Here is a 24,502-nt window from a genome sequence, read left to right as displayed (position 1 = left end):
ATGAACCGGCACTGGCATGACCTGAACAGCCCCGACTCACGCGCAAGCCTTTATCTGCGCGCGGCCAGCAAACGCAAGATCAGCGGCCACGCCCTGCCAGCCGATGGCCTGCGCTGCTTCATCCCTATACAGCCCGGCAATCTCGCGGCGTACCGCAATCTGTGCCACTTCACCGATGACGCCCGCTTGCCGGGCACCTACCCCCATATCATGGCGTTTAACCTGCAGTTGCAGTTGCTGACCGCCCACGGCTTCCCTTTCCCGCTGCTGGGCCTGGTACACCTGCACAACCGCATCGAGGTGCTGCGCCCCCTGGGTGGTATCGACGGGCTGCACTTTGCGGTGCATGCCGACAACCTGCAGCCACATGCCAAAGGCGGCACATTCGACCTGATCACCGAAGCCGAGGATGGCCTTGGCCTTTTGTGGCGCGAAACCAGCCGCATGCTGGTGCGCGGCTTGAAACTTGAAGGGCAGCCTGAAGAAAGCGAGGAAAGCGAACCGCAGCCTTTGCCTGAAACGACCCGCTGGTACGCCGACAGCGATATTGGCCGGCGCTACGCCAAAGTCTGTGGCGACTACAACCCGATTCATCTGAGCGCCACAAGTGCCCGGTTGTTCGGCTTCCCCAGGGCGATCGCCCATGGCATGTGGAGCAAGGCCATGGCGCTGGCAGCGCTGCGTGGGCACCTGCCAGGCAGCGGGTATGCCTTTGAAGTGGATTTCCGCAAGCCAGTGCGGTTGCCCTCGGAGGTGGTATTGAGTGCCAGCGCCGCCGGCCCTGCCGGTGAGCTGCGCCTGGATGGGCATGGTGAACTGCTGCACATGGTCGGGCGCTGGGGTTCGCTCTGAAGACCGCAGGCTGCTTTGGCCCCTTGAATCCTCTTGCTTTGCATTGGGGCTGCACGGAAGCTATGCGGCACTAGGAGAACCGCAATGAACCTGCAAGAACTCACTCAACGCCTGCACCAGATCCGTGACAACAACGACTGGCGCGGCTTCCACAGCCCGAAGAACCTGGCCATGGCCGCCAGCGTGGAAATGGCCGAGCTGGTGGAAATCTTCCAATGGCTCAGCGAAGACGAATCGCGCCAACTGCCTGCGGACAAGCTCGCCCACGCCGGCCAAGAGGTAGGTGACGTCATTCTCTACCTGCTGCTGCTGTGCAGCGAACTGGGCCTGGACATGGAGCAGGTGGTACGGGCCAAGCTGGCCGACACCGAAAGGCGCTTCGCCCGATGAACGACCGTCACTTCGATGAGCTGGCCACTCGCTTCGCCGAGAAGATCTATGGCGGCGCCAAAGGCGCGATCCGCCTGGCCGTACTGCAGGCCGACCTGGCCGATGCCCTCCCCGACCGCCCGCTGCGGGTACTCGACATCGGAGCCGGGCTCGGCCACATGGCTTTATGGCTGGCCGAGCGCGGTCACCAACTGACCCTGGCCGAGCCGGCCGCACCCATGCTCGAAGGTGCCCGCACGCGCTTTGCCGATGCCGGCCAGACCGCCACGTTCATCCAGGCGCCATGGCAGGACCTGCTCGGTCAGCTCACCGAGCCCTACGATCTGGTGCTGTGCCACGCCGTGCTCGAATGGCTGGCCGAGCCAGAGAGCATCCTGCCAGTGCTGCACCAACTGACCGCACCTGGCGGGTGGTTGTCCCTGGCCTTCTACAACCGGGATGCGCTGGTTTATCGCAACCTGCTCAAAGGCCATTTCCGCAAGTTGCGCAGCAACCGCCTGGAAGGTGAAAAACAGAGCCTCACCCCGCAGAAACCGCTTGATCCACGTGAGCTCAAGGTGCAACTTGATCCTCTGTGGCAGGTCGAAACCGAGAGTGGCGTGCGAGTTTTCCACGACTACATGCCCAGGGAATTCCAGGCCAAGGCCGAGATGCTCGACCTGCTGGAAATGGAACTGGCCCACCGCCGCCACCCGAGCTTTGCCGGGCTTGGCCGCTACCTGCACTGGATGTGCCGCCCTCGCTGACCCACCCGCCGGGAGGATTTCATGCCGTACCGCCTGCTGTGCCTGGCCTTGCTCCCGCTTGCCCTCAGCGCCTGTCAGGGCAGCAACCCGTACGTTGCCAGCAGCCGCCCCTTGCCGCCGGCCCCCGCGCAGGCGGCCAGCACCTTCGACGCCAGTGCCTACCCGGCCCCACCGCGTGACTATGGCCGTTACCGCAGCTGGAGCTGGCGCGACGGCCAGTTGCCAAGCGGCACTGCCGACGCCGACCCGGGGCAACTGGCCGATGCCGTCAGTGGCGCCCTCGACCAGCATGGACTGCGCCCGGCCAGGGGCGCGACCGGCGACTTGCTGGTCAGTGCCGACATGCGCCTGGAGCGGCGTTTGCGCCAGGTACGCGACTATGATTACTACGACCCCTACTACGGCCCCGCCCCCTACGGCGGTGTCGGTTTCGGCGGTTACCGCAACGGTTACGGCGCCTATGGCAGCGTGCCGATCGTACGCACTTACGAAGTTGAAGTGATGGTGGTGCGCATCGACCTGTTCGACGCCCGCAACGGCCAGCCGGTGTGGAGCGCGAGCGCTGAAAGCGGCAGTGACAAAAGCTCGCCGCGTGACCGCGAAAGCGCATTGCGCGAATCGGTACACAAGGCACTCAGCGGCTATCCTCCCAGTTAATGCCTAACGGAGAACCATCATGTTGCGTCGCTTCGTTCTACTGTCATTCGTGCTGTTGCTTGCCGCCTGCTCCAGCAACAACGTCCAGCAGGATTTCGACGCCAGCCGAGACTTTGCCGCGTACCGCAGCTGGGCATGGCAAGAGCCGGCCCTGCACTACCGCCCGGATGACCCGCGTATCAAGAGCGACCTCACCGAACAGCGGATCCGCCAGGCCGTCGCCGACCAGCTCGACCAGCGCGGCCTGCGCCCGGCACAAGGCAATGCCCAACCTGATGTCACTGTGCGTGCCTACCTGATCGTCGAACAACGCCAGCAGCAGATCACCACCAACTACGGTGGTGGCTGGGGCGGTTATTGGGGTGGCTATTGGGGCGGGCCGATGTACAACGAAACCCGTAGCGTCGATTACAAGGTAGCGACCATCCAGGTCGACATGTTCGATGGCCGCGACGGCAAGCTGGTCTGGCGCGGCAGTGCAGAGCAGATCATGAACAACTACCCGCCCAGCCCTGAGGAACGCAACAGCGCCATCCAGAAGACCGTTGGCCAGGTACTGGGCAATTACCCGCCAGGCAGGGCCAAATGAGCATGGCATAGCCCGTTCGTCAGATCGCGTCTACCCTGTTGATAAACCTGCTGAACGGGTAGACGTGTTCAACGAATAAGGATCGACCTGCCAATGCAAAGCATTGTTCTGCTGATGTGGCTTGCCTTGTGCACTGAACAGGATATTCGCGAACGCCAGATCGCCGATGTCCTGACCTTGGGCGTAGCAGCCTGTGCGCTGATCTGGCTGTTCTTCACCGGCCACACCTGGATTGGCGCCGACGCCAGCGATGCCGGCTGGGCATTGGCCATCGTCATGCTATTGACCTTGCCCGGCTACATGCTCGGCCACTTCGGCGCTGACGACGTCAAGCTGATGGGCGCCCTGGCGTTGGCGACCAGTCATCAGTATGTGCTGGGGACCTTTATCGGTGCCGGCGTCAGCGTGTTGCTGTGGCTGCTGACTCGCCGCCGCCTGTGGACCCTGTTCAACCCCAAGGTAAAGAAGCGGCTGCAGGCGCTCACCGAACAAATGGGCGACAAACAAGCCTTCGTGCCTTATGTGCTGGCCGGCTTTCTGCTCACAGCGGTATGGATCCAATAATCAGTCCCGTTGTCCGATAACTTGTACATGCGTTGTACAGGTTCGCAAGCAGCGTCTATGGTTAAGCTGCCAGAGCGTCTGGCCCGGGAGCAGGGCCGCTTAGGAACAGGGAGTTGATCGTGAACAAGTCATTCAGCGAGGTGAAGGTTCTGGTGGTCGATGACCAGCCCCTGATCGTCGAACAGTTGTGTGAGTATCTCGAAAATCATGGCCACCATTGCGTGGCCGCGCATTCAACAGACGAAGCCATCGAGCGCTATGTGGCAGATGAATCCATTGGCCTGGTGCTGTGCGACCTGCACATGCCCGAGCGCGATGGCATTGAACTGGTGAGGGCGTTGAAGGAAATTGCCGGGCGCCAGCGCGTGTTCGAAGCGATCATGCTCACTGGCCGAGCCGACAAGCAGGACGTGATTCGTGCGCTGCGCGAAGGCTTCGCTGATTACTACCAAAAACCCGTTGACCTCGACGAACTGCTGGAAGGCGTGCGTCGCCAGGAGCAGGTTTTGCTGGAGCGCAAATCCAACTTCCAGAACCTGGGCAGTCTCAACAAACGGTTGCAAGACCTGGCGGGCTGCATCGATGAGCTTTACCAGGACCTGGAGAAAGCGCGGGGCCAGGGCGTCCACCGCCGCGCCAGCGATGTCGAAGAGGGCGAGAGCGATCTGCCCGCCGCGTTCGAGAAGCTCTCACCACGCCAGCTGGAAGTGGCCCGGCTGGTGAGCAAAGGCAAGACCAACTACCAGATTGCCTGCGAGCTCGGGATCACCGAAAACACCGTGAAACTGTACGTTTCGCAGGTGTTGCGACTGACCCATATGCACAACCGCACGCAACTGGCGCTTGCGTTGACACCCAGTTCGTCGCCGGTGCACCAGCGGTTCACCACCCATTGAGTGAAACGGTCTTCACAGGCCCTGTCACCGGCAGCCGCCGATAGGGCCTGAAGACCCGACGCTCAATCCAGCTGATAGCTGACGCTCAGCATCAGCCGAGGCCGGCGGTTCAGGCTGTCCAGTGCCACATCCGCCAGCGGCTTGGCCACCTCCAGCGCCACATTGCCATATCGCCCGCCTGCCAGGCGCACGCCCAGCGCTACCGAACTAAGGTGCGCATCCTCGAAAGGCCCGCCGTTGTACCAGGCGTGCGCCGCATCGAGCACCGCATAGGGCTGCACCCGTTGCAACCAGGCACGGCCAGCCATAATGCTGTAGTTGAGCTCGTAAGCCACACCCCAGCCCTTGTCACCTGAGGCCTGGTCGCTCGGGTAGCCGCGGCCGAAACGCTGCCCGCCAAACACCGCTCGCTCACCGTCGGGCAGCCTGTAGTCACTCCAGTGCACTGCGGCCGACACGACGCCCTGCCACTTTTCAGACAGTTGGTCGCTCTGCAGCCCGGCGATCCGAAAGCGCAGAAAGTCCATGTCGTAGTCCGCATCGCTACGCGCCCCCAGGTAGTCCATACCCTGATAGACCCCAGCGCTGGCGATGCGCAGGCGACCGGGATCTGCCTTGCGCCAGTCGCCTTCGAATGACAGCGCGCGAACATAGGTGTCGTACTCGGGTAAGCCGCCCGCCCGATACTCAATGTGCTCGCCGACCGAATAAAAACGCCCGGCCACGTTCACCCATTCGTTCGGTGCAATCATCAGGGGCTGGCCGAGGCCGATAGAATAACGCTCGCTCTCAAGGCGCTGATTGATGTCGGCACCGCCATCCAGCCGGACACGAGTACGCGGCTCACTGCGGTACCGTGCAGCGCCTAGCAGCAATTGGTTGCCGTGAGCGTCCAGAGGCTGGCTGTAATCAAGGCGCTGGTAATCAACGTGTTCGTCACCGGCCGGCAGCAGAAAGCTCGCAGTCAGTTGCTCGGCAAAGCGTGTCTGGCCATTGCTGGAGATTTTGAACAGCGCCTGCAGGTCCCCGCGGCTGCCGTCACTCAGGGTCACGCCAGCATCAACTGGCCTGCGCCACGCACGTATTTTCAGACGGTTCGCGTCTTCAGGGGCCGGCCCCACCGCCACTTCAGCCTTCACATTGATACCCGGTAGCCGCTGCACCGCGCCGACATAGCGCTCGAGCGTTTCCTGGGTCAGTGGCCGCTCGGCGAGCAGGCGTCCTGTCACCTGCTTGAGGTAGAGCGCGGGCGGGCCGATATCACCCAGCAGTTCATAGTCCTGGATGTACCCTTCCACCAGCACCACATGCACACGGCCATCGGCAAAGTCCTGAGGTGGCAGGTAGGCATACGACAGCGGGTAGCCATCATGCTGGTAACGCTGGGTCAGTCGCTCAGTGAATTGCTGCAGATCACCCAAGGAGATCTCGTGCCCAATCAATGCTTGATAGTGCTCACGCAATTCACTCAGCGGGTAAACCGTACCGCCCTCGAAGCGCACCTTGTGCAGCACGAATCGGGCATCTGACGGCAAGCTCTCGGGTGCAGCAGGTAACACGACATGCAGCGCCGGGGTAACGGGGCGATAGGTATCTACCGGCAGGTTGGCGGTGGGCAGGCGGCGCTCGTATTCATGGGTATCGAGAAAAGCCGGCAACGGCTCGGCAAGGGCCAGGCTGGCCCAGGTCAGCAGTAACAGGGGCACGACCGCAAGACGCATAGGACGCTCCACGATCCCTTGGGCGCCGGGGCGTCGGCCGGCCACACCCATCACCAGCAAGCGTAGGTGCTGCCCCGGCAAACGTCGAACGGCTAATCGCTGACCTGGAACGCCACCCGCGCGGTTTCACCGCTCTCATCGAGTGCGCTGAGCTCGATCTGCCCGGCCTGCTCAAAGCGCACCCGCATGCTGCCCTGGCCCTCGGTCTGGCCAAGGGGCTGGCCGTTGAGGAACCACCAGCGCCGCCCACCCCCACCCAGGGCCGAAACCTGCAGTTGCAACGGCTCGCTGCTGGTGGCCGGGCGGCGCAGGTTGTCGCCTGGGCGTACACCGACGATGGACAGGGGCGGTGCCGTGGCAGGTACCTGCGGCGGGCAGCTTGGGTCCACCGCCGGCAGCCGCGCCGCACGCCGCTCGACCCGCGCCAGCCAAGGCTCGAGCGGGGCCGGCCAAAGGGCGACATCGCGCGCGTGGGCACCTGGGCACGAGCCATCCACCCGCAGCCCCTGCGCGTTGACCCAGACCTGCTCACGCAAACCCAGCCCAAGCGGTTGATCGGCTGCCTGCAGGGTCGGCGGGGTGGTGCCGTCGAGTGTCCAGGCAAAGCGCTGGCGCCTGCAGTTGGGGTCTTGCCAGTTCATGGGCTGGCCCAGCGGCCAGCAGATCGCGGCCACGCCAATGCTGGCGGGCACCTGTTCGACCGGCACGCCAAGGCCCCGCTGGCTGTCACGGTTGGTCAGCAGGTCGTGAATCTGCAGCATCAGCGGCGCCGCCGAAGCCAGGCCGAACTGGCCGGGCACTGGGGTGCCGTCGGGCCTGCCAATCCACACGCCAATCAGATAACGCGGCCCGACGCCGATCGACCAGGCATCACGAAAGCCATAGCTGGTACCCGTTTTCCAGGCCAACTGCGGGCGTTGCACCAACTGCGCGTGCGGGTCACGGTCCGGCCGCGCCTGGCCGCTGAGAATACGCCGGATGATCCACGCCGCCCCCGGCGACAGCAGACGCCGCTCCAGCAGCGGATCCTGCGGTTGCAGACGCACCCGTGCACTGTTGCCGCCACGGGCCAATGCCGCATAACCACCCACCAGCTCCTCCAGGCGGCTGCCTGCGCCACCGAGGATCAACGACAGATTAGGCTCGGCCAAAGGCGGCAGCGCCAGCGGCATACCGGCCATGCGCAGTTGCGCGGCAAAGCGTTTGGGCCCATACGCTTCGAGCAACTGCACCGCCGGCAGGTTGAGCGACAAGGCCAGCGCCGAACTGGCCGAGACCGGGCCGCTGAAACCCATCGAGAAGTTGCCAGGCCGGTAATCGCCATAGCGGCGCGGTACATCCTGCAGCAGCGATTCGGAATGGATCAGGCCGTCGTCCAGGGCCATGCCATAGAGGAACGGCTTGAGGGTCGAGCCCGGTGAACGCAGCGAGTGGACCATGTCGACGTGGCCGAAACGGCGCTCATCGGCAAGGTCGATCGAACCCAGGTAGGCACGCACGGCCATGCTCTGCGCATCCACCACCAGCACGGCCGCGGAGGTACGTTCCGGCAAGCGGGCACGCCAGCCCAGCAGCAGGTCCTCGAGGCGCCGCTGCAACGAGGCATCGAGCGTGGTGCGGATCAACGGCGGGCTGCCGAGAGTGTTCAGGCGGCGCGCCAGCAGCGGTGCCAAGGCTGGCTCCTTACGCGGGGCCAGCAATAACGGCTCTTCGGCAGCTTCCTTGATCTGCCAGGCAGGCCACACCTGATACTCGTCCAGGCGCTGCAGCACCTTGTCCCGCGCACGCTGGGCGCGTGCGGGGTGACGGTCCGGGCGCAACCGGCTGGGTGCCTGGGGCAGCACTGCCAGCAGCGCCGCTTCGGCAGGCGTGAGGTGCATCGGCGATTTGCCGAGGTAGGCCCAACTGGCCGCCGCCACGCCCTGCAAGGTGCCACCGAAGGGTGCGCGATTGAGGTAGATCTGCAGAATCTCGTGCTTGGACAGGTGCCATTCCAGCTGCGCCGTACGCCACAGTTGCCGCAGCTTGCCTGCCAGCGTGCGTTCGTGCGGGTCGAGTAAACGCGCAACCTGCATCGACAGCGTGCTGCCACCTGAAACAACCCGCCCGCCGCGCACGTTCAGCCATGCCGCGCGCACCAGCGCCAGCGGGTTGACCCCTGGGTGGTGGTAGAACCAGCGGTCCTCATAGGTCAGCAGCGCCTGCAGGTACAAAGGCGAAACCTCTTTGGGGCTGACCGGGTAGCGCCACACGCCCTCGGCATCGGCGAAGCGCCACAAGGGCGTGCCGTCTTCGGCCAGCACGACCCGCGCCAGATCATCTGCCGGCATGGGCAATGGCCAGATACGGTCAGCCAGCCACAACAGGCCGGCGATGCCCACCAGCGCCATCACGCTGGCGCGCAGGATCCTTGCCGCACGCGTGCGCGGTCGCGCTAAGCTAGGCATCGGGAACCGACCGGGCCAGGTAATGGCCAAAGGCTTGGGGACGGCAACCTCGCCGATTCGTACATCAGGAAGCAACTATGCATGTAGAAGGTTTTTTCGAGTGGCTTGGCCAGGCACTGGGTTCGTTGATCCGCTTCATCGTCGACGCCTTGGGCGGCCTGTTCAACCTGCTGGCCAACGCCGGGGGCAACTTCATTGATGGCCTTGCGCGCACACTGGGCATGGACACCTCACTGGTCAGCATCCTTGCCCTGATCGTCGGCCTGCTGCTGCTGTACTCGGCAATCCGCGCCTTCATGCGCGCCTCGATCATCCTCGGGATCATCTGGCTGGTGCTGGGGTTGTGGGTGATGAGCTGGGTGATTCATTGAGCGTGCACCGTCAATTGTAGGAGCGGCCTTGCGTCGCGATCGGGCGCGCAGCGGCCGCAAAAACGGCACACACGATACTTCTTGTTCACCAGAGTTGCTGGTCTGGGGCCTCTATGAGGCCCTTTCGCGACGCAAGGCCGCTCCTACAAAAGAGCAGCGTGCCCTACCTTGATTTGACCGTCATCTCACCCTGCCCATCGCCCACCGCCTGCAGGTTCGGCCGGTACATCGACTCCACTTGCGGCGGCGGTATACGGTAGGTGCCCGGGGTCACCGCTCGCGCCAGATACAACAGGTGAGTGGTGCCATAGCCGTCGAGCTTGAGCGCCGCCACATACCGGTCATCACGGTATTCCTGATGCACCACGCTGGCGTTTTGCATCGACTCACGCCACTGCTTCACTGCGCTGCTGGCATTGTTCAGGCTGGCAGCGCTCTGCGCCAGGTTCTGGTTCTCCAGCTCCAGGCCCGCCGGCAACAGGTCGACCACCAGCGCATCCGGAACCCGCTCCGTGGTCTTGAGCGCCAGATGCACCAGCACCAGGTCACCGCTGCGCACGTTGTGCAGGTCCAGTACCTGGCCGTTCATGCCCAGGTATTCACGGCGGATCTCCATGCCGTTGCCGCCTGCGGCAGGCGCCTGACGTGGATAGCCCGAGAGGGTCAGTTGCTGGTAGACAGTTTCACTACCTTCGTTCTGCACACTCAGCGGCGAGGCCAACAGTGGGCCTTCGAGCTTCATGCCAGCGTCGCCATTGCTGAACTCCCGCACCTCACCGGCACTGTCCAGGCGCGCCTTCCACGGGCTCTCAGGCTTATCGAGCAAGCCACGCCCGGCCAGGTACAGCGCATTACGCTCCTGCGTCGACAGCCAACGGTTGGCGGCCAGCTCATCAGACAGCGCGAACAACCGCTGATCGACCTGGTTGCTGGCCAGATCACTCTCCTGCAGCAACGCCAGGATCAATGCCTGGTCACGCAGGCTGCTGCCGTAATCGGCCATCCAGCCTTTGCTGCGGCTGATACCCAGGCCTGCTTGCAATGCCTCCTGCGAACGCGGCTTGTCGCCCATCTTGTCCAGCGCCACCGCCAGTTGTACCAGCGGCAGGCCGGAGCGCGCATCGGCGCGCCGTTCGAACAGGCTGCGCAAGGCACCCAGCGGAGCCTGCTGGCTGCGCGAAAGTACCAGCGCAGCGTAGGCCTGCACGGCAAAGCGGGTGTGTTCGGCGTTCTCGCTGTAGTCGACCTCGATCAGGTTACGCTCCTGCAAGTAGCGCAGCAGGCGTTCATTGGCTTTCTTCAGCGCCTCGGCCGGCACACCATAGCCTTGGTCACGGGCCCTGAGCAGGAAGTCGGTGACATAGGCGGTCAGCCAGTACTCCTCCTCGCTGTCAGAACTCCACAGCCCGAAGCTGCCGTTGTAGCGCTGCATTCCCAGCAGATGTTCGATGCCCATTTCGATCTTGCGCTTGCGCACCTCGGCCGGCTCGCCCTTGATCCCCAGGCGCTTGAGACTCTGCGCATCGGCGTACAGCGAGGGGTACAGGCCGCTGGTGGTCTGTTCCAGGCAACCGTAGGGGTAGGCTTCGAGGGCACGGATCTGCTCGGCCAGGTTAAGTGGCGGGCGGCTCGACAGCGCCAGGCTGGCTTCCAGCCCGGCCGGTTCGAATGCTGCCAGGTCGGCTTCAGGCAGCGTCCAGGGCTGGTCCTTGAGGGCCACGCGGTAATGCTTGAGCACGGCCGGGTACGCCGGGCGTACGCCCAGCGTCCATTCACGTTCAAAGATGTTTTGCGGCTCGCCTGGCAACTGCAGGCCATTGACCCGCACATGCACCTTGCCCTGGCCCAAGCCACCCTGCGCCTGCACCGGGATCATCAGGGTGGTGCGCTGGCCCTCGGCCAGGGCAACACGCTGCTGGGCGCTCATTGCCAGGCTCACCTGCCCCTCGGTGCTGATATCGACAGTCAGCTGCTGGGCCAGGCCGGAAAGGTTGGCCAGGTCCAGCGCCAGGCTGGTGCGGTCGCCACCGGCAAGGAAGCGCGGCGCCGAGAGTTCGGCAATCAGCGGGGCCGCCACCACGGTCTTGCCCTCGGCCATGCCGAAGTGGTCCTCGGTCCAGGCCTGGGCCATCAACCGCAGTTCGCCATTGAAGTCGGGAATATCGACGCTCGCCTCGCCCTCGCCCTGCTCGTTCAGGGTCACCGGCACACTCTGCCGGGCAACGATGGTGACCGTGGTGTTGGGGCGCTTGCCACCCTTGGCCATGGCTGCGTCACCGCCGAAGGCCAGGCTGGCCAGGCGCCCCTGACCGGCTTCGATCAGTTGGCCATAGATGTCCAGCTGGTCGGCGCCATAGGCCTTGCGGCCGAACAGGCTGGCGTATGGGTCAGGGGTCTTGAAGTCGGTGATGTTGAGGATGCCCACATCCACAGCAGACAACAGCACATGGGCCTGTTTAGGAATACTGCCATCGGCATTGGTGGCCTTGATCCTGACCGTCAGGGGTTGCTTGGGGCGCATTTTTTCCGGTGCCTGCAGGCTGACCGCCAGCTTGCGCTCGGCGCGGCCCAGCGGCAGGTGTAGCACACCGACGGCACGCTTGGGCGTGGCATTGGCCTTGCGCTCACCCGGGCGGATCACCAAGGCACTGATGTACAGGTCGTGGCGAGCCCACTGCTTGTCCAGTTGCACATCGAAGGTCTTGCCTTCGGCGGGGACGTCGATCTCCTGCCACCACAGCGGGCCATCGCTGGATTCGATCATCAGGTAGCCATTGCCGGCAGCTGGCGGGGTTACCGTGACCTTGGCAGTAGCGCCATCAGCGTAAGCCGGCTGGTCCAGCGCCAGCTTGACCTGGTCGGGGCGCACTGCGCCGCCTTCGGCATTGTCCTGGGCGCGATACCCCGCCCAGAAGCGTTCGCTGGACACCAGGCCAGTCTGTGGGTCTTCCACCTCGACGCGGTAAGGTCCCCACTCGACCTGGAAGGTCAGCTTGGCAGTAGAGCCCGCTTGTACATTGACGCTTTGCTCACTCTGAGTGAGGAATTTTTCGTTGTAGTTGTAGCTCCAGCCGTCACTTTGCGAGTAGTTCCAGTAGTAATCGCGGCGCTCTCGGATCAGCCGTACCTTGAGGTCGCTGGCAGCGAGCTTGTTGCCGTCTCGGTCGGCCACCAGGAACTCGAATTCCACCGGGCCGTCGCTGTCGGTTTCCTCGCCCTCGAACACGCCACGCAGGCCAGGCAGGCGGTCGGCGGGCCAGATCGGTTGTTCGAGACGACGGGTGATCGGTCGGCCACCGGACTCCTGCAAGCTGGCCTGCACGGTCAACTGCAGCGGCGAGCGCGCTTCGGCCCAGCGGCTTTCGATATCGACCACGGCCTTGCCAGCCTGATCGAGGGTCACTTCATCCAGCTCCAGGTCTTGGTTCAGCTCGGTTTCGGTGACCGAACCAAACTGATAACCCGGCAAAGCAGGTACCGCTTCGCGCAAGGGGCGCACGTACGCCTGGCCGCTCAGGCGATTGCCCGCCGCCGGCGCACCGTAGAGGTACCGGCCATGGACCTGGACCTGCGCCGTTTCTTTGGGCGAGAGCGGTGTGCTGCTGCCCTTCAGTTCAAGCGCCAGGCGTTCAGGAAGGAAGTCTTCGACGAGGAACTCATAGACCTGCTTGCGCCCCCCGCCAAGGTCGAGCAGCAGTTGCCAACGACCGGTCGGCGCTTCTGTAGCCAGTTGCAACTGGTACTGATAAAGGCCGTTGGCATCGGCCTCCCAGACAAACTTGCGGCTGACCTGCTCATCCGGGCGGCGTACCTCAACACCGACTGGCTGGGCCTTCACCGGCTTGCCATCCTGGTCGCGCAACAGGCCGTTGAGCAGCACCGTCTCACCCGGGCGATACAGGTCGCGCGGGCCAAAGATAAAAAACTGCAGCGGGTTTGCCTGCGGGCCGGTGATGTCGAATTCGGCCAGGTCCAGCGCTGCAGTGTTCAGGCGTAGCAGTGTGGTATGCACACCCTGGGTCGCGATCAGGGTATCGGCCTTGGCCGTGAGCGGCAGCTGGGCATGGCCTTGGCCATCGGTCTTGGCCTGGGCCAGCAGCTTGCCCTTGTCGTCATGCAGTTCGAGGTTTACCTGGTTGAGCGCCTTGCCGCCCTCCAGGGCCTGGGCAAACACGTCAAGACGGTCGCGATAGCGGTGGGCCGAGACGCCGATATCGCTGAGGGTGAACAGCGTCGCCGGCTGCGAATAATCGTAGGTTCCTGACGCGCGCATCACTGCCAGGTATACGCCCGGCTCCTGCAGCGGCTTGATCCCGGCGATCGGCAGCAACACGGTCTCACGGGTATTGCGCGCCGGGTTGAGGTCGAACCGGCCGCTGTAGACCAGGTCGGCCAGGGCCAGGGTTTCCTTGGACTGGTAGTAGTAGAGGCTGCTGTTGCGGCCCCAGTTGACCAGGAAGGTCGAGAGCATGTCCGGCTTGACCCGGAAAAACTCGACATCGACCTTGTCGACGTTCAGGGCAATCACCGGCAGGCCCTCGGCCAGCCGCGTAGGCAGCAGCGAGCCACGGCTGGCGAAGCCGATGGTCGGCTGCATGTCGCGGGTTTCCAGGCGGGTCACCGACTCGCTTTCCAGCTGCTTGCCGTTGACAGCCAGCAGGCCCTTGTCGACGGTCAACACAAGCTTGCGCTGCGGCTCGAGGTGACGCAGGCGCAGTTCCATCTGGTTGTCGGCAAGCTCCCAGGCACCGTCGACCTTGCCTTTGACGGTATCGACCAGATGCAGCTTGGCAGCGAAGTTCTGCTTGGCGTCCAGCGGTGCGGAAAAACTGACCGAGAGGGCACTGGCGCCGTCGAGCTGCACTTCCGAAACATCCAGTACGCTGAGCTCACGGCCTTCGTAGCGTTTGGCGAGTTCGGCAGGGTCCTGGCGCTTGGGCGCAGCAGATTCGGCCGGGGTGCTTGCCGCCGGTTTTTCGGTGGCGGCAGGTGTGTCTGGCGTGGAGGAATCACAGGCACTGAGCAGGGCCAGCGCGCAGGCCAGCAACAATCCTTTGTTGAACATGGAGTGGGGACTCTAATCGGCAGCGTATGCGTGAAGGCAGCAACTATAGCGCAACGGCAGGTGGCTGGCCGTTAGAATGCGGCCTATCGATCCAGAAGGGCCGCTATGCGGGCCTGTTTTCCCAGGAACTCAAATGTCGCAAATTGCCACCGACTGGCAGCACCGCCTCACCCACCGCAAAGTCTGGGCCCTGGCCGCACCGATGATTCTGTCCAACATCTCGGTGCCCTTGGTGGCCCTGGTAGACAGCACGGTCATCGGTCACCTGCCCCACGCCCATCAGCTTGGCGCAGTGGCGGTGGGCGCCACGCTGTTCACCTTCATGGTCGGCCTGATGGGCTTCCTGCGCATGGGCTCCACCGGCTTCGCTGCCCAGGCCGCGGGGCGTGCCGACGGTGCTGCGCTGCGCCAGGTCCTGGTGCAAGGCCTGCTGCTGGCGGTGGGCTTTGCCCTGCTCATCGGCCTGCTCGCCCTGCCCTTCAGCCAACTGGCGCTGCACGCGATGCAACCGAGCCAAGCCTTGCAGCAATCGACCGAGGCCTTCTTCCATACCCGCCTGCTCGGCCTGCCGGCGGCGCTGGCCAGCTACGCGCTGGTCGGCTGGTTCCTCGGCACCCAGAACGCCCGAGCACCGCTTGCCATATTGCTGACCACCAACCTGCTGAACATCGGCCTCAACCTATGGTTCGTTCTTGGCCTGGATTGGGGTGTGCTGGGGTCGGCGCGGGCGTCGGTGATCGCCGAGTGGTCGGCCGCACTGCTGGGCCTGGCCCTAACCCGCCCTGCCCTGCGCGCCTACCCCGGGCATATCGCCTGGGCGGCACTCAGGCGCTGGCAAGCCTGGCGGCCGTTGCTATCGGTCAACCGCGATATCTTCCTGCGCAGCCTGGCCTTGCAGCTGGTGTTCCTGCTGATCACCGTGCAAGGCGCGCGACTGGGTGAGGCCACGGTGGCGGCCAATGCATTGCTGCTCAACGGCCTGCTGCTCACCGCCTACGCCCTCGACGGCCTGGCGCATGCGGTGGAAGCCCTGTGCGGCCATGCCATTGGCGCCCGCGATCGCGACACCCTGCGCCGCTCGCTGGTGGTGGCCTGTGGATGGTCATTGATTACCAGTCTGGGTTTTGCCGGGCTGTTCCTGCTGGCCGGGCATGTGTTCATCGACCTGCAGACCGATATCGAGAGCGTACGCGCGGCCGCCTATCCGTACCTGCCGTACCTGGCGGTACTGCCATTGGTAGCGGTGTGGAGCTACTTGCTGGACGGGCTGTTCATCGGTGCCACGCGGGCGCGGGAGATGCGCAATGCAATGCTGGTTTCGGTGCTGGTTGCATTGCCGCTGGCGTGGGCCATGAGTGGCTTTGGCAACCACGGTTTGTGGTTGGCGTTTCTCGGGTTCATGGCGTTGCGGGCGGTGACGTTGGGATGGGTGGGCTGGCGCCTGCAACGAAAAGGACTGTGGATTCACTGATGCTGGGGCTGCCTTGCAGCCCTTTCGCGACGCAAGGCCGCTCTACGAGCGACCGCTGTAGGAGCGGCCTTGTGTCGCGAAATGAGGGCGCAGCCCTCACCTGCACACTCACAGCCATACACAATCCCAGTGAGAATACTCGCCAGCACGCTGTACCAGTCCGGCACGGATTGGGTTGGCGATGATGTATCGAGCAACGGCCCTGATGTCCTGCTCACGCCGTAACGCTCGGTCATGGAAGCCAGGTTGCCAGATACGGCGCCTATCAGCTCCGGCTCGATAAAGCGCGCAACTGCTTCGAGATTTGAATGCGCACATCAATTCGCCAAGCGTTCCGTGGCCTAGCTCGATCAGCCAGTGCAGATGATCTGGCATCAAGACCCACGCCAGCGTTCGACAGCACGCTTCCTGATCGCTTAGCCGCAACTGTTGAATGGCGGCTCGGGCGAAAGGAAGATTCTTGAAGATTGGAGCGCGATTGCGGGTAACCGTTGTTAATAGATACAGCCTCCCCTGCTCCGAGTGGCGGCCTTTGCGCAAACGGTGATTGCCTTGACGGTCCATGTCGGTATCCCTTGAACATTGCGTTCAACGGTAGTCAGCCCCATGCAGCCGGGTACGTTTGTTCCTTTTCCTGATGTGACACCGGTGAGGGCTGCGCCCTCATTAGCGACGCAAGGCCGCTCCTACGGGGGTAGCAGGAGCGGCCGTGACAATCACGACGACAGGTAGGAAGACCGGGTCAGCCCCAGGCGCAGTGCATCGAGGAACTGGGTACGCTCTCGGGCGCTGATCTTGGCGCTGGCCACCTTGTCGCGGTAGTGGGTCATCAACTCCTCCGGCGACAGGTGTACATAGCGCAACATGTCTTCGATGGTGTCGTGGGTCTCGATACCGGCGTGGAACACGCTGCCATCGGCGTTCTGGTAAATGTTCACCGAGTCGGTATCACCGAACAGGTTGTGCATGTCACCGAGAATTTCCTGGTAGGCACCGACCAGGAACACGCCCAGCAGGTAGTCCTCACCGTCCTTGAGCGAGTGCACCGGCATGCTGGTCTCGATGCTCTGCTCGTCGACGTACTGGTTGATCTTGCCGTCGGAGTCGCAGGTCAGGTCCTGCAGCACTGCACGGCGCAGCGGCTCTTCGTCCAGGCGGTGCAACGGGATGATCGGCAGCACCTGGCCGATGGCCCAGGTGTCCGGCAGGCTCTGGAACACCGAGAAGTTGCAGATGTACTTGTCGGCCAGCTTGTCGTTCAGTTCGTCCAGCACCTGGCGGTGCGAGCGCTGGCGGGCCTTGAGCGAGTTGTGCAGGCGACGGCACACGGCGAAGTAGCACTGCTCGGCCAGGGCCTTTTCGGCCAGGCTGATCTTGCCATCGGCATATTGCGCTGCCACGTCTCCCATGTAGTGCGTGGCGCGCCAGTAGGTCTCGGTGACCATCTCGATGTCGGTCGGGCCGAGCAGGTCGGCCAGCCACTGCACGGTCTCGGGCAGGCTTTCCTTGTTTTCGATGGTCGGCACGTCGTCGTTGTGTTTCTCGACGTCGGTCACCTGGATCACCAGCATGGCGTGGTGCGCAGTCAGCGAACGGCCACTCTCGGAGAAAATGTGCGGATGCGGCAAGCCCTGCGCGTCGCAGAACTCCTTGAGCATGCCCACCACCACGCCGGCATAGTCGTCCATGTCGTAGTTGATCGAACTGGCGTTGCGCGAGTGGGTGCCGTCGTAGTCCACGCCCAGGCCACCGCCCACGTCGATATGGTCGACGGGCAGGCCCAGGGCACGCAGCTCGCCGTAGTAGCGGATGGCTTCCTTGAAGCCGTGCTGGTAGTCGGCCAGGTTGGCGATCTGCGAACCCATGTGGAAGTGCAGCAGGCGGATGCCCTGGTCCAGCCCGGCATCGCGGAAGCGCTGCACGACCGAAATCAACTGGGCAGCCGACAGGCCGAACTTGGACTTCTCGCCACCGGTGTCTGCCCACTTGCTCGAAGCCAGCGACGACAGGCGAACGCGCAGCCCAACCTGCGGCTTGACCTTGAGCTCGGCGGCCTCTTCGATCACCAGCGCCACTTCGGACTCTTTCTCGATGACGATGAACACATTGTGGCCGAGCTTCTGGCCCATCAGCGCCAGGCGGATGAACTCGCGGTCCTTGTAGCCGTTGCAGACGATGGTGCCGCCCTTCGGTGCCAGCGCCAGCACCGCCAGCAGTTCAGGCTTGGAACCTGCCTCCAGGCCGATGGAAACGTTCTGCGTGGCGATGATGTTCTCTACCACCGCTTCCTGCTGGTTGACCTTGATCGGATACAGCGCGGTGTACTGGCTCTGGTACTCAAGGCGCGCGATGTTGGCGTCGAAGGCACCAGTCAACTGGCGCACGCGGTCCTGCAGAATGTCGGGGAAGCGTACCAGCAGCGGCAGCGACAAGCCGCTCTGGCGCAGCTCATCGACCTGCTCGAACAAGTCGATCGGCGCGCTCTGAGGGCCGTTGGGGCGCACTTCGACGCGCCCGGCTTCATTGATGGCGAAATAACCAGCGCCCCAATGGCGGATACCATAAACACTGCGGCTGTCGGCCACGGTCCATTGGCTACCATCGTCTTTGCGTGTGCGTCGTACGGACATTCAAGTCCCCTATAAAGTCGAAAACACTGCCCCACATGGTGGCGGGCGCAGTGTAAAAGCTGGAAATGACGATTCATCCGTGCCCAGCAATAGACCCTGGTCACGGGAACGAGTTTAGAAAGCGCTGGGCAAAAAATCGCGTGATGGCCTCAGCCCCCGGACTTTTTCGCCTTGAAACCCTGTTTGGTCAGCTCGCCGATCAACAGCTCGACATGGTCGCCCTGGATCTCGATAACCCCGTCCTTCAGGGCACCGCCGGTACCGCAGCGGCGCTTGAGGGTGGTGGCCAGCTCCTTGAGCTGGTCTGGCGGCAGCGGCACGCCGGTGACAGTGGTCACGGTCTTGCCGCCACGGCCTTTGCTCTCACGGCGAACACGGGCGATGCCGTCGCCTTCGGGGATGGTTTGCTGCTTGCAGATGCAGGCACCCACCGGCTGGCTACAGTCGGGGCAGTGCCGACCGGCGTCGGTGGAAAACACGAGACCGCCAAGGGCGGAAAAGGAAGAAGCTTTCTTGGCCACTTTTGTTCCTCTGTGCTGAGGACAAAAACTGGTCGGCAGGAGCCGACCGCGAAGCCCCACTCTGGCAGGGGCGGCGCTACTGCCGCAAGATCCTGCAACAGCCCGAAAAGGGCGCGCAGTGTAACGATAAATCAGGTGATTGCTAAGTACCGGAATGCGCCATTTTGCGAAAGATTTGCGACCCATGGGACCCTGGGACCGCAAAGCGGCCCCAGCCTTAGCCCAGACTGACCTTGTACCGCTGCAGCGCCGCCAGCGAGTCCGGACAGTAGGGCTTGCTGAGGCTTTCTGCCTCAGCCTGGGCGAGGCTGATGAACCTCGCCTCGCTCACCTCTTCAGGCTGTAACCGCAGCGGCGCGTCCGACACTGCCGAATACACCGCGCACCATAACCGGTTGTCGGGCTGGTCGAAGTAGAACCGTTCGTGGAAACGCAACTCGGCGCCCTCGATGCCCAACTCCTCGGCCAGTTCACGGGCCGCCGAGTCGGCATACGCCTCCCCCGCCGCCACCATGCCGCCTGCGGCCACATCCCAATAGCCCGGATACAGCGCCTTGCTCAAGGTGCGCCGGTGTACGCACAACTCACCGGCGCCATTGAACAGCAGAATGAAGGTACAGCGGCCAATCAGACCACGCTGGCGAAGCTCTGCCCTGGGCAGCGCACCAAGCACCTGATCGGCTTCGTCCACCCAGGCGACCAGTTCGCGGTCGGAAGCCGCCCGGTGGGCGGCCTCGTTGGGGCTTATAGCCATGTTCAACCCTGCGACAACAGTTGACGCAGGTCGATGACCGCCGCGTTGGCCCGCGAAATATAGTTGGCCATGACCAGCGAGTGGTTGGCCCACATGCCGAAGCCGCTGCCGTTGAGCACCATCGGGCTCCACAACGCTTCCTGCGACGCCTCCAGTTCACGAATGATCTGGCGCACGCTGACGGTGGCATTCTTCTTCGCCAGCACGTCAGCGAAGTCCACTTCGATGGCACGCAGCAGGTGCGACAGCGCCCAGGCCTGGCCGCGGGCTTCGTAGAACACGTTGTCGATCTGCAGCCAAGGCGTTTCCACCACCTCCTCGTCCACCTGCGGCGCTTGGCCAGCAACCACCGATTCGGTCTTCAGGGTGGTATTGAGCTTGACCCGACCAACACTTGCCGACAGGCGCTGCGACAGCGAACCCAGGCGCGTGGCGACATCGCCCAGCCAGTTGTTCAGGTTGTCGGCACGGGTGTAGAAGATCGCACCCTTGTCGCCAGCCGCCAGGCGGGTCTGGTAGCGGGCAAGCGATTTGATGCCCTCTTCGAACTCCGATTCGCTCGATGGCAGGATCCAGCTCTTGTTGTCGAAGTTGAAGCGCGGCTCGGCCTTGGCAAGGTCCGCATCCTCGGTGGACTGCGACTGCGAGCGGGCGAAGTCTTTGCGCAAAGCGCGGGACAGGTCACGCACCTGGACCAGCACGCCGTATTCCCAGCTCGGCATGTTGTCCATCCACAGCCCCGGCGGGAAGCGATCGTTGGAAATGTAGCCGCCCGGCTTGTGCAGCAGGGTTTCGGCCACAGTCTTGAGCGTTTCGATGGTGGTGTAACCAATCACCATCTGCTGGCCGTTGCGCTCGGCTGCTGCCTGGGCATTCTGCTGCACCGGGAACAGCTCCGGTTCCTGGCTCCAGTACCAGCCCAGCCCGATGCAGACCAGCAGGTACAACCCGATCAGGGTCCCCAGGGCTCGGCTCCAGAGGCCACCCACATAGCTACGGGCGGCAGCACCGCGGCCATCGACACGCTCACGGGGCTCGGCCTTGGCCTCGCGGTTTTTCCAGTCCAGCATGGCTTTGTCCTTATCAGTCACGACGGTTCAGGGCTTTTGACCACAGGCCAGTGCCAGGGTGCCACGGCAAGCCCACGTTGCTGCACTATAAAGCAGACACCACCGTACGCATAAGCGACCAATCGGTCAGCAACTGAATATTCGTCATCAACGCTTTGTTGATCCCGCGCACTCGCATGCCTGGAAAGAGCTGCTAGCATAGAGCCATCATCGCACCTGCATATCCCACTAATAAGTAGTCAGGACATGACCCAAGCCGCGGAGCCGAGCCAAGAGCGCCTCAAGCAGGAGCTCGATCACCTGTTGCAACGCCTGTCGCGCACTCGTTTGCGCCAGGGCGACCAACTTGATCAGCTGACGTTGCCACCTGCTCGCAGGCCGGTGTATCTGCTGCTGCGCGACCATGAGCGCGCCGAGCGTCTGGCCCAGCAACTGGAGTTCTTCGGCCTGAGCGTGCAAGCGCTGTTCAGCGTCGACGCTTTGCTGGCGTCAGTGGCCGAGCAGGCACCCTCTGCCATCGTGATGGATGTCGACTTCAGCGGGCCAGGTTGCGGCATGCAACTGGCGGCACAGGCGCAGTCGGGTCTGGAGCAGCCGATCCCGCTGCTGTTCTTCAGCCTGCACGAAGCCGACACGCCAACGCGCCTGGCCGCAGTACGCGCAGGTGGTCAAGCATTTCTCACCGGCACACTGGAAGCCTCCAGCCTGCTTGAGAAGCTCGAGATCATGACCAGCACCGCGCCTCTTGAACCGCTGCGCGTGCTGATCATCGACGACTCGCGCACCCAGGCACTGCACACCGAACGCGTGCTGGGCAGCGCCGGCATGATCACCCGCAGCCTGACCGACCCGATCCGCGCCATGGCCGAGTTGGCCGAGTTCCAGCCCGACCTGATCATTCTCGACCTGTACATGCCAGCCTGCTCGGGCCCGGAACTGGCCAAAGTGATCCGCCACAACGACCGCTACGTCAGCGTACCCATCATCTACCTGTCCGCCGAGGACGACCTGGACAAACAGCTCGACGCCATGAGCGAGGGCGGCGACGACTTTCTGACCAAACCGATCCGCTCGCGCCACCTGATCACCACTGTGCGCAACCGTGCTGCCCGAGCGCGCCACCTCAAGTCGCGCATGGTCCGCGACAGCCTTACCGGCCTGTACAACCACACGCACATCCTGCAATTGCTGGAAGATTGCAGCTTTCGCGCCCGTCGCGAGGGCCAGCCGCTCAGCTTTGCCATGCTCGACATCGACCACTTCAAGAAGATCAACGACCGCCATGGCCACCCCATGGGTGATCGGGTTATCAAAAGCCTGGCGCTTTTTCTCAAGCAACGGCTGCGCAAGACCGACTTCATCGGCCGCTATGGCGGCGAGGAGTTCGCCATCGTCATGCCCAACACCACACTGGATGCCGCGCACAAGGTGCTCGACGAGATTCGCCGGCGCTTCGCCGAAATCCTCTACCCGGCACAGCCTTGCGACCTGCGGTGCACGTTCAGTGCCGGGGTGGTGCAGCTGGACGATGAGCTCGATGCATTGAGCATGGCCAGCACCGCTGACGAGGCGCTGTATCGGGCCAAGCATGCGGGGCGCAACTGTGTGGTGCGGGTCGAGCCTTAGCCGGCCGGCCCGCGCCCATTAGATAGCGTTAAGCCACCATCGTCATCACCCCGTCACAAAATAGCAATAACTTCAGGCACCTACCCCTCCACCCCCGCAGGAAGTTCGCGGCTATGCGCCTGAAGTGGCTGACCAATTTCAACACCCTGTTGCTGGTGACCGTGTGTATCGCTCTGGGCGCGACCCTTTGGTGGTCGCAGCGCGCCCTGGAGCACCCCTATCAATTGATGGAACGCTATCTGGGCCTGTCGCAGCAGTTCCAGAACCAGGCCGCGCGCAACATCCAGGCTTATCTGGGCAGCGGCGACGCCCTGCGCCATGCGGCGGCGCTGGAGGCCAACCAACAGCTTGGGCAGGCACTGGCCGACTGGCCTGAAGAGCTGGCCGGCCAATTGCGCCCAAGCCTTGATACCCTGCAAGCCTTCACCGCCAACGAGCTGCTCGCGGCCGGCAAACTGGCCGGCGACCCTCAAGCCCTGCTGTTGCAGGCCGAACGTGAACTAGGCGCCAATTTCGAACAACTGGCCGGCTATGCCCGCGACAGCGCCAGCAGCGAGGCGAGCGGTTATCTGCTGCCGCTGCTCGACGCCAGCGTACACCTGGGCCGCCTGTCGCTGGCCCGTGACAAACTGGTCAGCAGCGGCCGCGCCGAGCTGGCCGACGAGGTGGAACGCGAGCTGCAACTGATCCGCGCCCAGGCTCAGGTCATCGACAACCTGCCGTTGCTGGGCGTGACCCGCGCCGCCGAATCCAACGCTGATGATTTCGCCGCCATGATGGGCCTGGAAACGCAGGCCGCCGGGCAACAGGAAGACGTTGCCGTTGGCCTCAAGCGCGAACTGCAGAGCCTGCTCAACCGCTACCCTGGCGAACTGCAACGCACCCGCGAACAGATCGAGCGGCGCGCAGCCCTGGCCGCCAGCACCAATGAACGGCTCGACGCCGTGCAAAAAGCCATTGCCAGCCTTGAGCCTGAAGTGCGCGGCCAGCACGCCCGTATCGCCAGCGAAGTGCGCCTTATCCAGGGCCTGATGATCGGCCTGATCCTGCTGATCGCCCTGCTCATCGACACATTGCAGCGGCGGCTGACGCGCACCCTGACCGGCCTGGCCCCGGCCCTGTCGCGATGGGCCGAAGGCGACTTCGCCGCCCCCATCGCCCTGGGCAAGACCAACCGCGAGCTGCACGACATCCAGGAATCGCTCAACCGCCTGCGCCAGTACCTGGTGGAGCTGGTCGGCACCATCCGCCACAACGCCGAGCAGGTGGCCGGCAGCAGCCACGCACTGGCCGGCATGAGCGCCGCCCTGCATGACGGCGCAGAGCGCCAGGCCGGTGACACCGGGCAGATCCGCGATGCGCTGGGCGAACTGGAAGCCACCATTTTGCAGGTGGCTGGTGATGCCAGCTCCGCGGCCGATGCCAGCCGCGATGCCGGCCGCGCCGTGGAGCAAGGCCAGACGGTGATCGGCCAGAGCCTTGGCGGGCTGCGTACGCTGGTCGATGAGGTGCAGGGCAATGCCCGCATGATCGAACAGCTGGCCGAGGAGTCGGCCACCATCGGCGGTGTGCTCACCGTGATCAGATCGATCGCCGAGCAGACCAACCTGCTGGCATTGAACGCCGCCATCGAAGCCGCCCGCGCGGGCGAAATGGGCCGCGGCTTTGCCGTGGTTGCAGACGAAGTACGCTCGCTGGCACAACGCACCACAGGCGCCACTGGCGAGATCCAGGCGCTGATCGACCGGCTGCAACAGGCGGCACGGGAGTCGGTGACAGGTATGCGGGCGCAACTGGAACATGCGCAAGCTACAGCTGACCAGGCTCAGGCTGCCGATGGCGCGCTGGACGAGATCGTCAACGCGATCCGCACCATCGCCGATACTGCAGTGCGCATTGCCGACGTCACGGCGCAGCAGAGTGATGCGGTGAGCGAGATTCGAGGGCACAGCGAGCGGATTCATGAGCTGGGTGAAGACAACCTGCAGCGCATCGGTGAAGGGCGCGAGCAGGGCGAGCAATTGCTGACCCTTGGCGGCGAGCTGAACCGTGCGGTGCGGGCCTTCAGGCTTTGATTTTTTGCCTGCACCGGCCCCACACCCCCAACCAAGGCCAACTCCGCTATCATGCCG

19 protein-coding genes are annotated in these 24,502 nt (G+C 63.8%); 11 read left to right on the top strand and 8 right to left on the bottom strand.

Annotation, left to right across the window (positions count from 1 at the left end; genetic code table 11):
- From EGJ09_RS24955 to EGJ09_RS24925, 7 genes are all read left to right on the top strand, one after another.
- The gene (locus tag EGJ09_RS24955) at positions 1-852 is read left to right on the top strand and encodes a MaoC/PaaZ C-terminal domain-containing protein (RefSeq protein ID WP_125925038.1); all 852 of its coding nucleotides are present in this window, start codon (positions 1-3) and stop codon (positions 850-852) included.
- Positions 853-936: 84 nt separating this feature from the next.
- Positions 937-1,242: a MazG-like family protein gene (locus tag EGJ09_RS24950; RefSeq protein ID WP_012316385.1), complete on the top strand. Its 306-nt coding sequence runs from the start codon at positions 937-939 to the stop codon at positions 1,240-1,242.
- Positions 1,239-1,988 carry a methyltransferase domain-containing protein gene (locus EGJ09_RS24945; protein ID WP_012316386.1) on the top strand — a complete coding sequence of 250 codons (750 nt, stop codon included), beginning with the start codon at positions 1,239-1,241 and terminating at the stop codon, positions 1,986-1,988. The genes EGJ09_RS24950 and EGJ09_RS24945 overlap by 4 nt, the downstream gene beginning before the upstream one ends.
- A gap of 21 nt (positions 1,989-2,009) precedes the next feature.
- Positions 2,010-2,645, top strand: a complete 636-nt coding sequence (locus EGJ09_RS24940; RefSeq protein WP_012316387.1) for a DUF4136 domain-containing protein — start codon at positions 2,010-2,012, stop codon at positions 2,643-2,645.
- A gap of 19 nt (positions 2,646-2,664) precedes the next feature.
- Positions 2,665-3,234, top strand: coding sequence for a DUF4136 domain-containing protein (locus tag EGJ09_RS24935; protein ID WP_046787856.1), 570 nt, complete (start codon positions 2,665-2,667; stop codon positions 3,232-3,234).
- Between the two features lie 93 nt (positions 3,235-3,327).
- Positions 3,328-3,798, top strand: coding sequence for an A24 family peptidase (locus tag EGJ09_RS24930; protein WP_039602427.1), 471 nt, complete (start codon positions 3,328-3,330; stop codon positions 3,796-3,798).
- Between the two features lie 113 nt (positions 3,799-3,911).
- Complete coding sequence (locus EGJ09_RS24925; RefSeq protein ID WP_218176481.1) at positions 3,912-4,694, top strand: response regulator transcription factor; 783 nt, start codon at positions 3,912-3,914, stop codon at positions 4,692-4,694.
- Positions 4,695-4,756: 62 nt separating this feature from the next.
- On the opposite strand, the gene EGJ09_RS24920 is transcribed toward EGJ09_RS24925, so the two are convergent.
- The gene (locus EGJ09_RS24920; RefSeq protein ID WP_125925036.1) at positions 4,757-6,415 is read right to left on the bottom strand and encodes a ShlB/FhaC/HecB family hemolysin secretion/activation protein; all 1,659 of its coding nucleotides are present in this window, start codon (positions 6,413-6,415) and stop codon (positions 4,757-4,759) included.
- Between the two features lie 92 nt (positions 6,416-6,507).
- Positions 6,508-8,862 carry a peptidoglycan glycosyltransferase PbpC gene (gene pbpC, locus EGJ09_RS24915; protein ID WP_125925035.1) on the bottom strand — a complete coding sequence of 785 codons (2,355 nt, stop codon included), beginning with the start codon at positions 8,860-8,862 and terminating at the stop codon, positions 6,508-6,510.
- 77 nt (positions 8,863-8,939) lie between these two features.
- Here pbpC and EGJ09_RS24910 point away from each other — a divergent pair, with 77 nt between their 5' ends.
- The gene (locus EGJ09_RS24910) at positions 8,940-9,233 is read left to right on the top strand and encodes a hypothetical protein (protein ID WP_046787853.1); all 294 of its coding nucleotides are present in this window, start codon (positions 8,940-8,942) and stop codon (positions 9,231-9,233) included.
- Between the two features lie 163 nt (positions 9,234-9,396).
- On the opposite strand, the gene EGJ09_RS24905 is transcribed toward EGJ09_RS24910, so the two are convergent.
- A complete protein-coding gene (locus EGJ09_RS24905; protein ID WP_125925034.1) occupies positions 9,397-14,298 on the bottom strand; it encodes an alpha-2-macroglobulin in 4,902 nt (1,633 codons plus the stop codon).
- Between the two features lie 133 nt (positions 14,299-14,431).
- Here EGJ09_RS24905 and EGJ09_RS24900 point away from each other — a divergent pair, with 133 nt between their 5' ends.
- Positions 14,432-15,769, top strand: a complete 1,338-nt coding sequence (locus EGJ09_RS24900) for an MATE family efflux transporter (protein ID WP_125925033.1) — start codon at positions 14,432-14,434, stop codon at positions 15,767-15,769.
- A 108-nt stretch (positions 15,770-15,877) separates the two neighbouring features.
- Here the strand turns inward: EGJ09_RS24900 and EGJ09_RS24895 are convergent, their stop codons facing one another.
- The 5 genes from EGJ09_RS24895 to EGJ09_RS24875 all read right to left on the bottom strand — a co-directional run bounded on the left by EGJ09_RS24895 (position 15,878) and on the right by EGJ09_RS24875 (position 20,744).
- Positions 15,878-16,333, bottom strand: a complete 456-nt coding sequence (locus tag EGJ09_RS24895; protein WP_012316397.1) for a transposase — start codon at positions 16,331-16,333, stop codon at positions 15,878-15,880.
- Between the two features lie 152 nt (positions 16,334-16,485).
- Entirely contained in the window at positions 16,486-18,399 is a 1,914-nt protein-coding gene (speA, locus tag EGJ09_RS24890; protein WP_012316398.1) for an arginine decarboxylase, read from the bottom strand.
- 149 nt (positions 18,400-18,548) lie between these two features.
- Complete coding sequence (locus tag EGJ09_RS24885; RefSeq protein ID WP_115273805.1) at positions 18,549-18,920, bottom strand: translation initiation factor Sui1; 372 nt, start codon at positions 18,918-18,920, stop codon at positions 18,549-18,551.
- Between the two features lie 217 nt (positions 18,921-19,137).
- A complete protein-coding gene (locus tag EGJ09_RS24880; protein WP_125925032.1) occupies positions 19,138-19,674 on the bottom strand; it encodes an NUDIX hydrolase in 537 nt (178 codons plus the stop codon).
- Between the two features lie 2 nt (positions 19,675-19,676).
- A complete protein-coding gene (locus EGJ09_RS24875; protein WP_125925031.1) occupies positions 19,677-20,744 on the bottom strand; it encodes a DUF2333 family protein in 1,068 nt (355 codons plus the stop codon).
- Positions 20,745-20,990: 246 nt separating this feature from the next.
- Here EGJ09_RS24875 and EGJ09_RS24870 point away from each other — a divergent pair, with 246 nt between their 5' ends.
- Positions 20,991-22,370 (top strand): diguanylate cyclase, encoded by a 1,380-nt coding sequence (locus EGJ09_RS24870; protein ID WP_125925030.1) that lies wholly within the window; start codon positions 20,991-20,993, stop codon positions 22,368-22,370.
- A gap of 113 nt (positions 22,371-22,483) precedes the next feature.
- A complete protein-coding gene (locus tag EGJ09_RS24865; protein ID WP_125925029.1) occupies positions 22,484-24,445 on the top strand; it encodes a methyl-accepting chemotaxis protein in 1,962 nt (653 codons plus the stop codon).
- The last annotated feature ends 57 nt before the right edge of the window (positions 24,446-24,502 follow it).

Source organism: Pseudomonas sp. p106 (assembly GCF_003936645.1).
In the GTDB taxonomy this organism is placed as follows: Bacteria; Pseudomonadota; Gammaproteobacteria; order Pseudomonadales; family Pseudomonadaceae; genus Aquipseudomonas; species Aquipseudomonas putida_E.
This window is presented reverse-complemented; position numbering and strand designations above follow the sequence as displayed.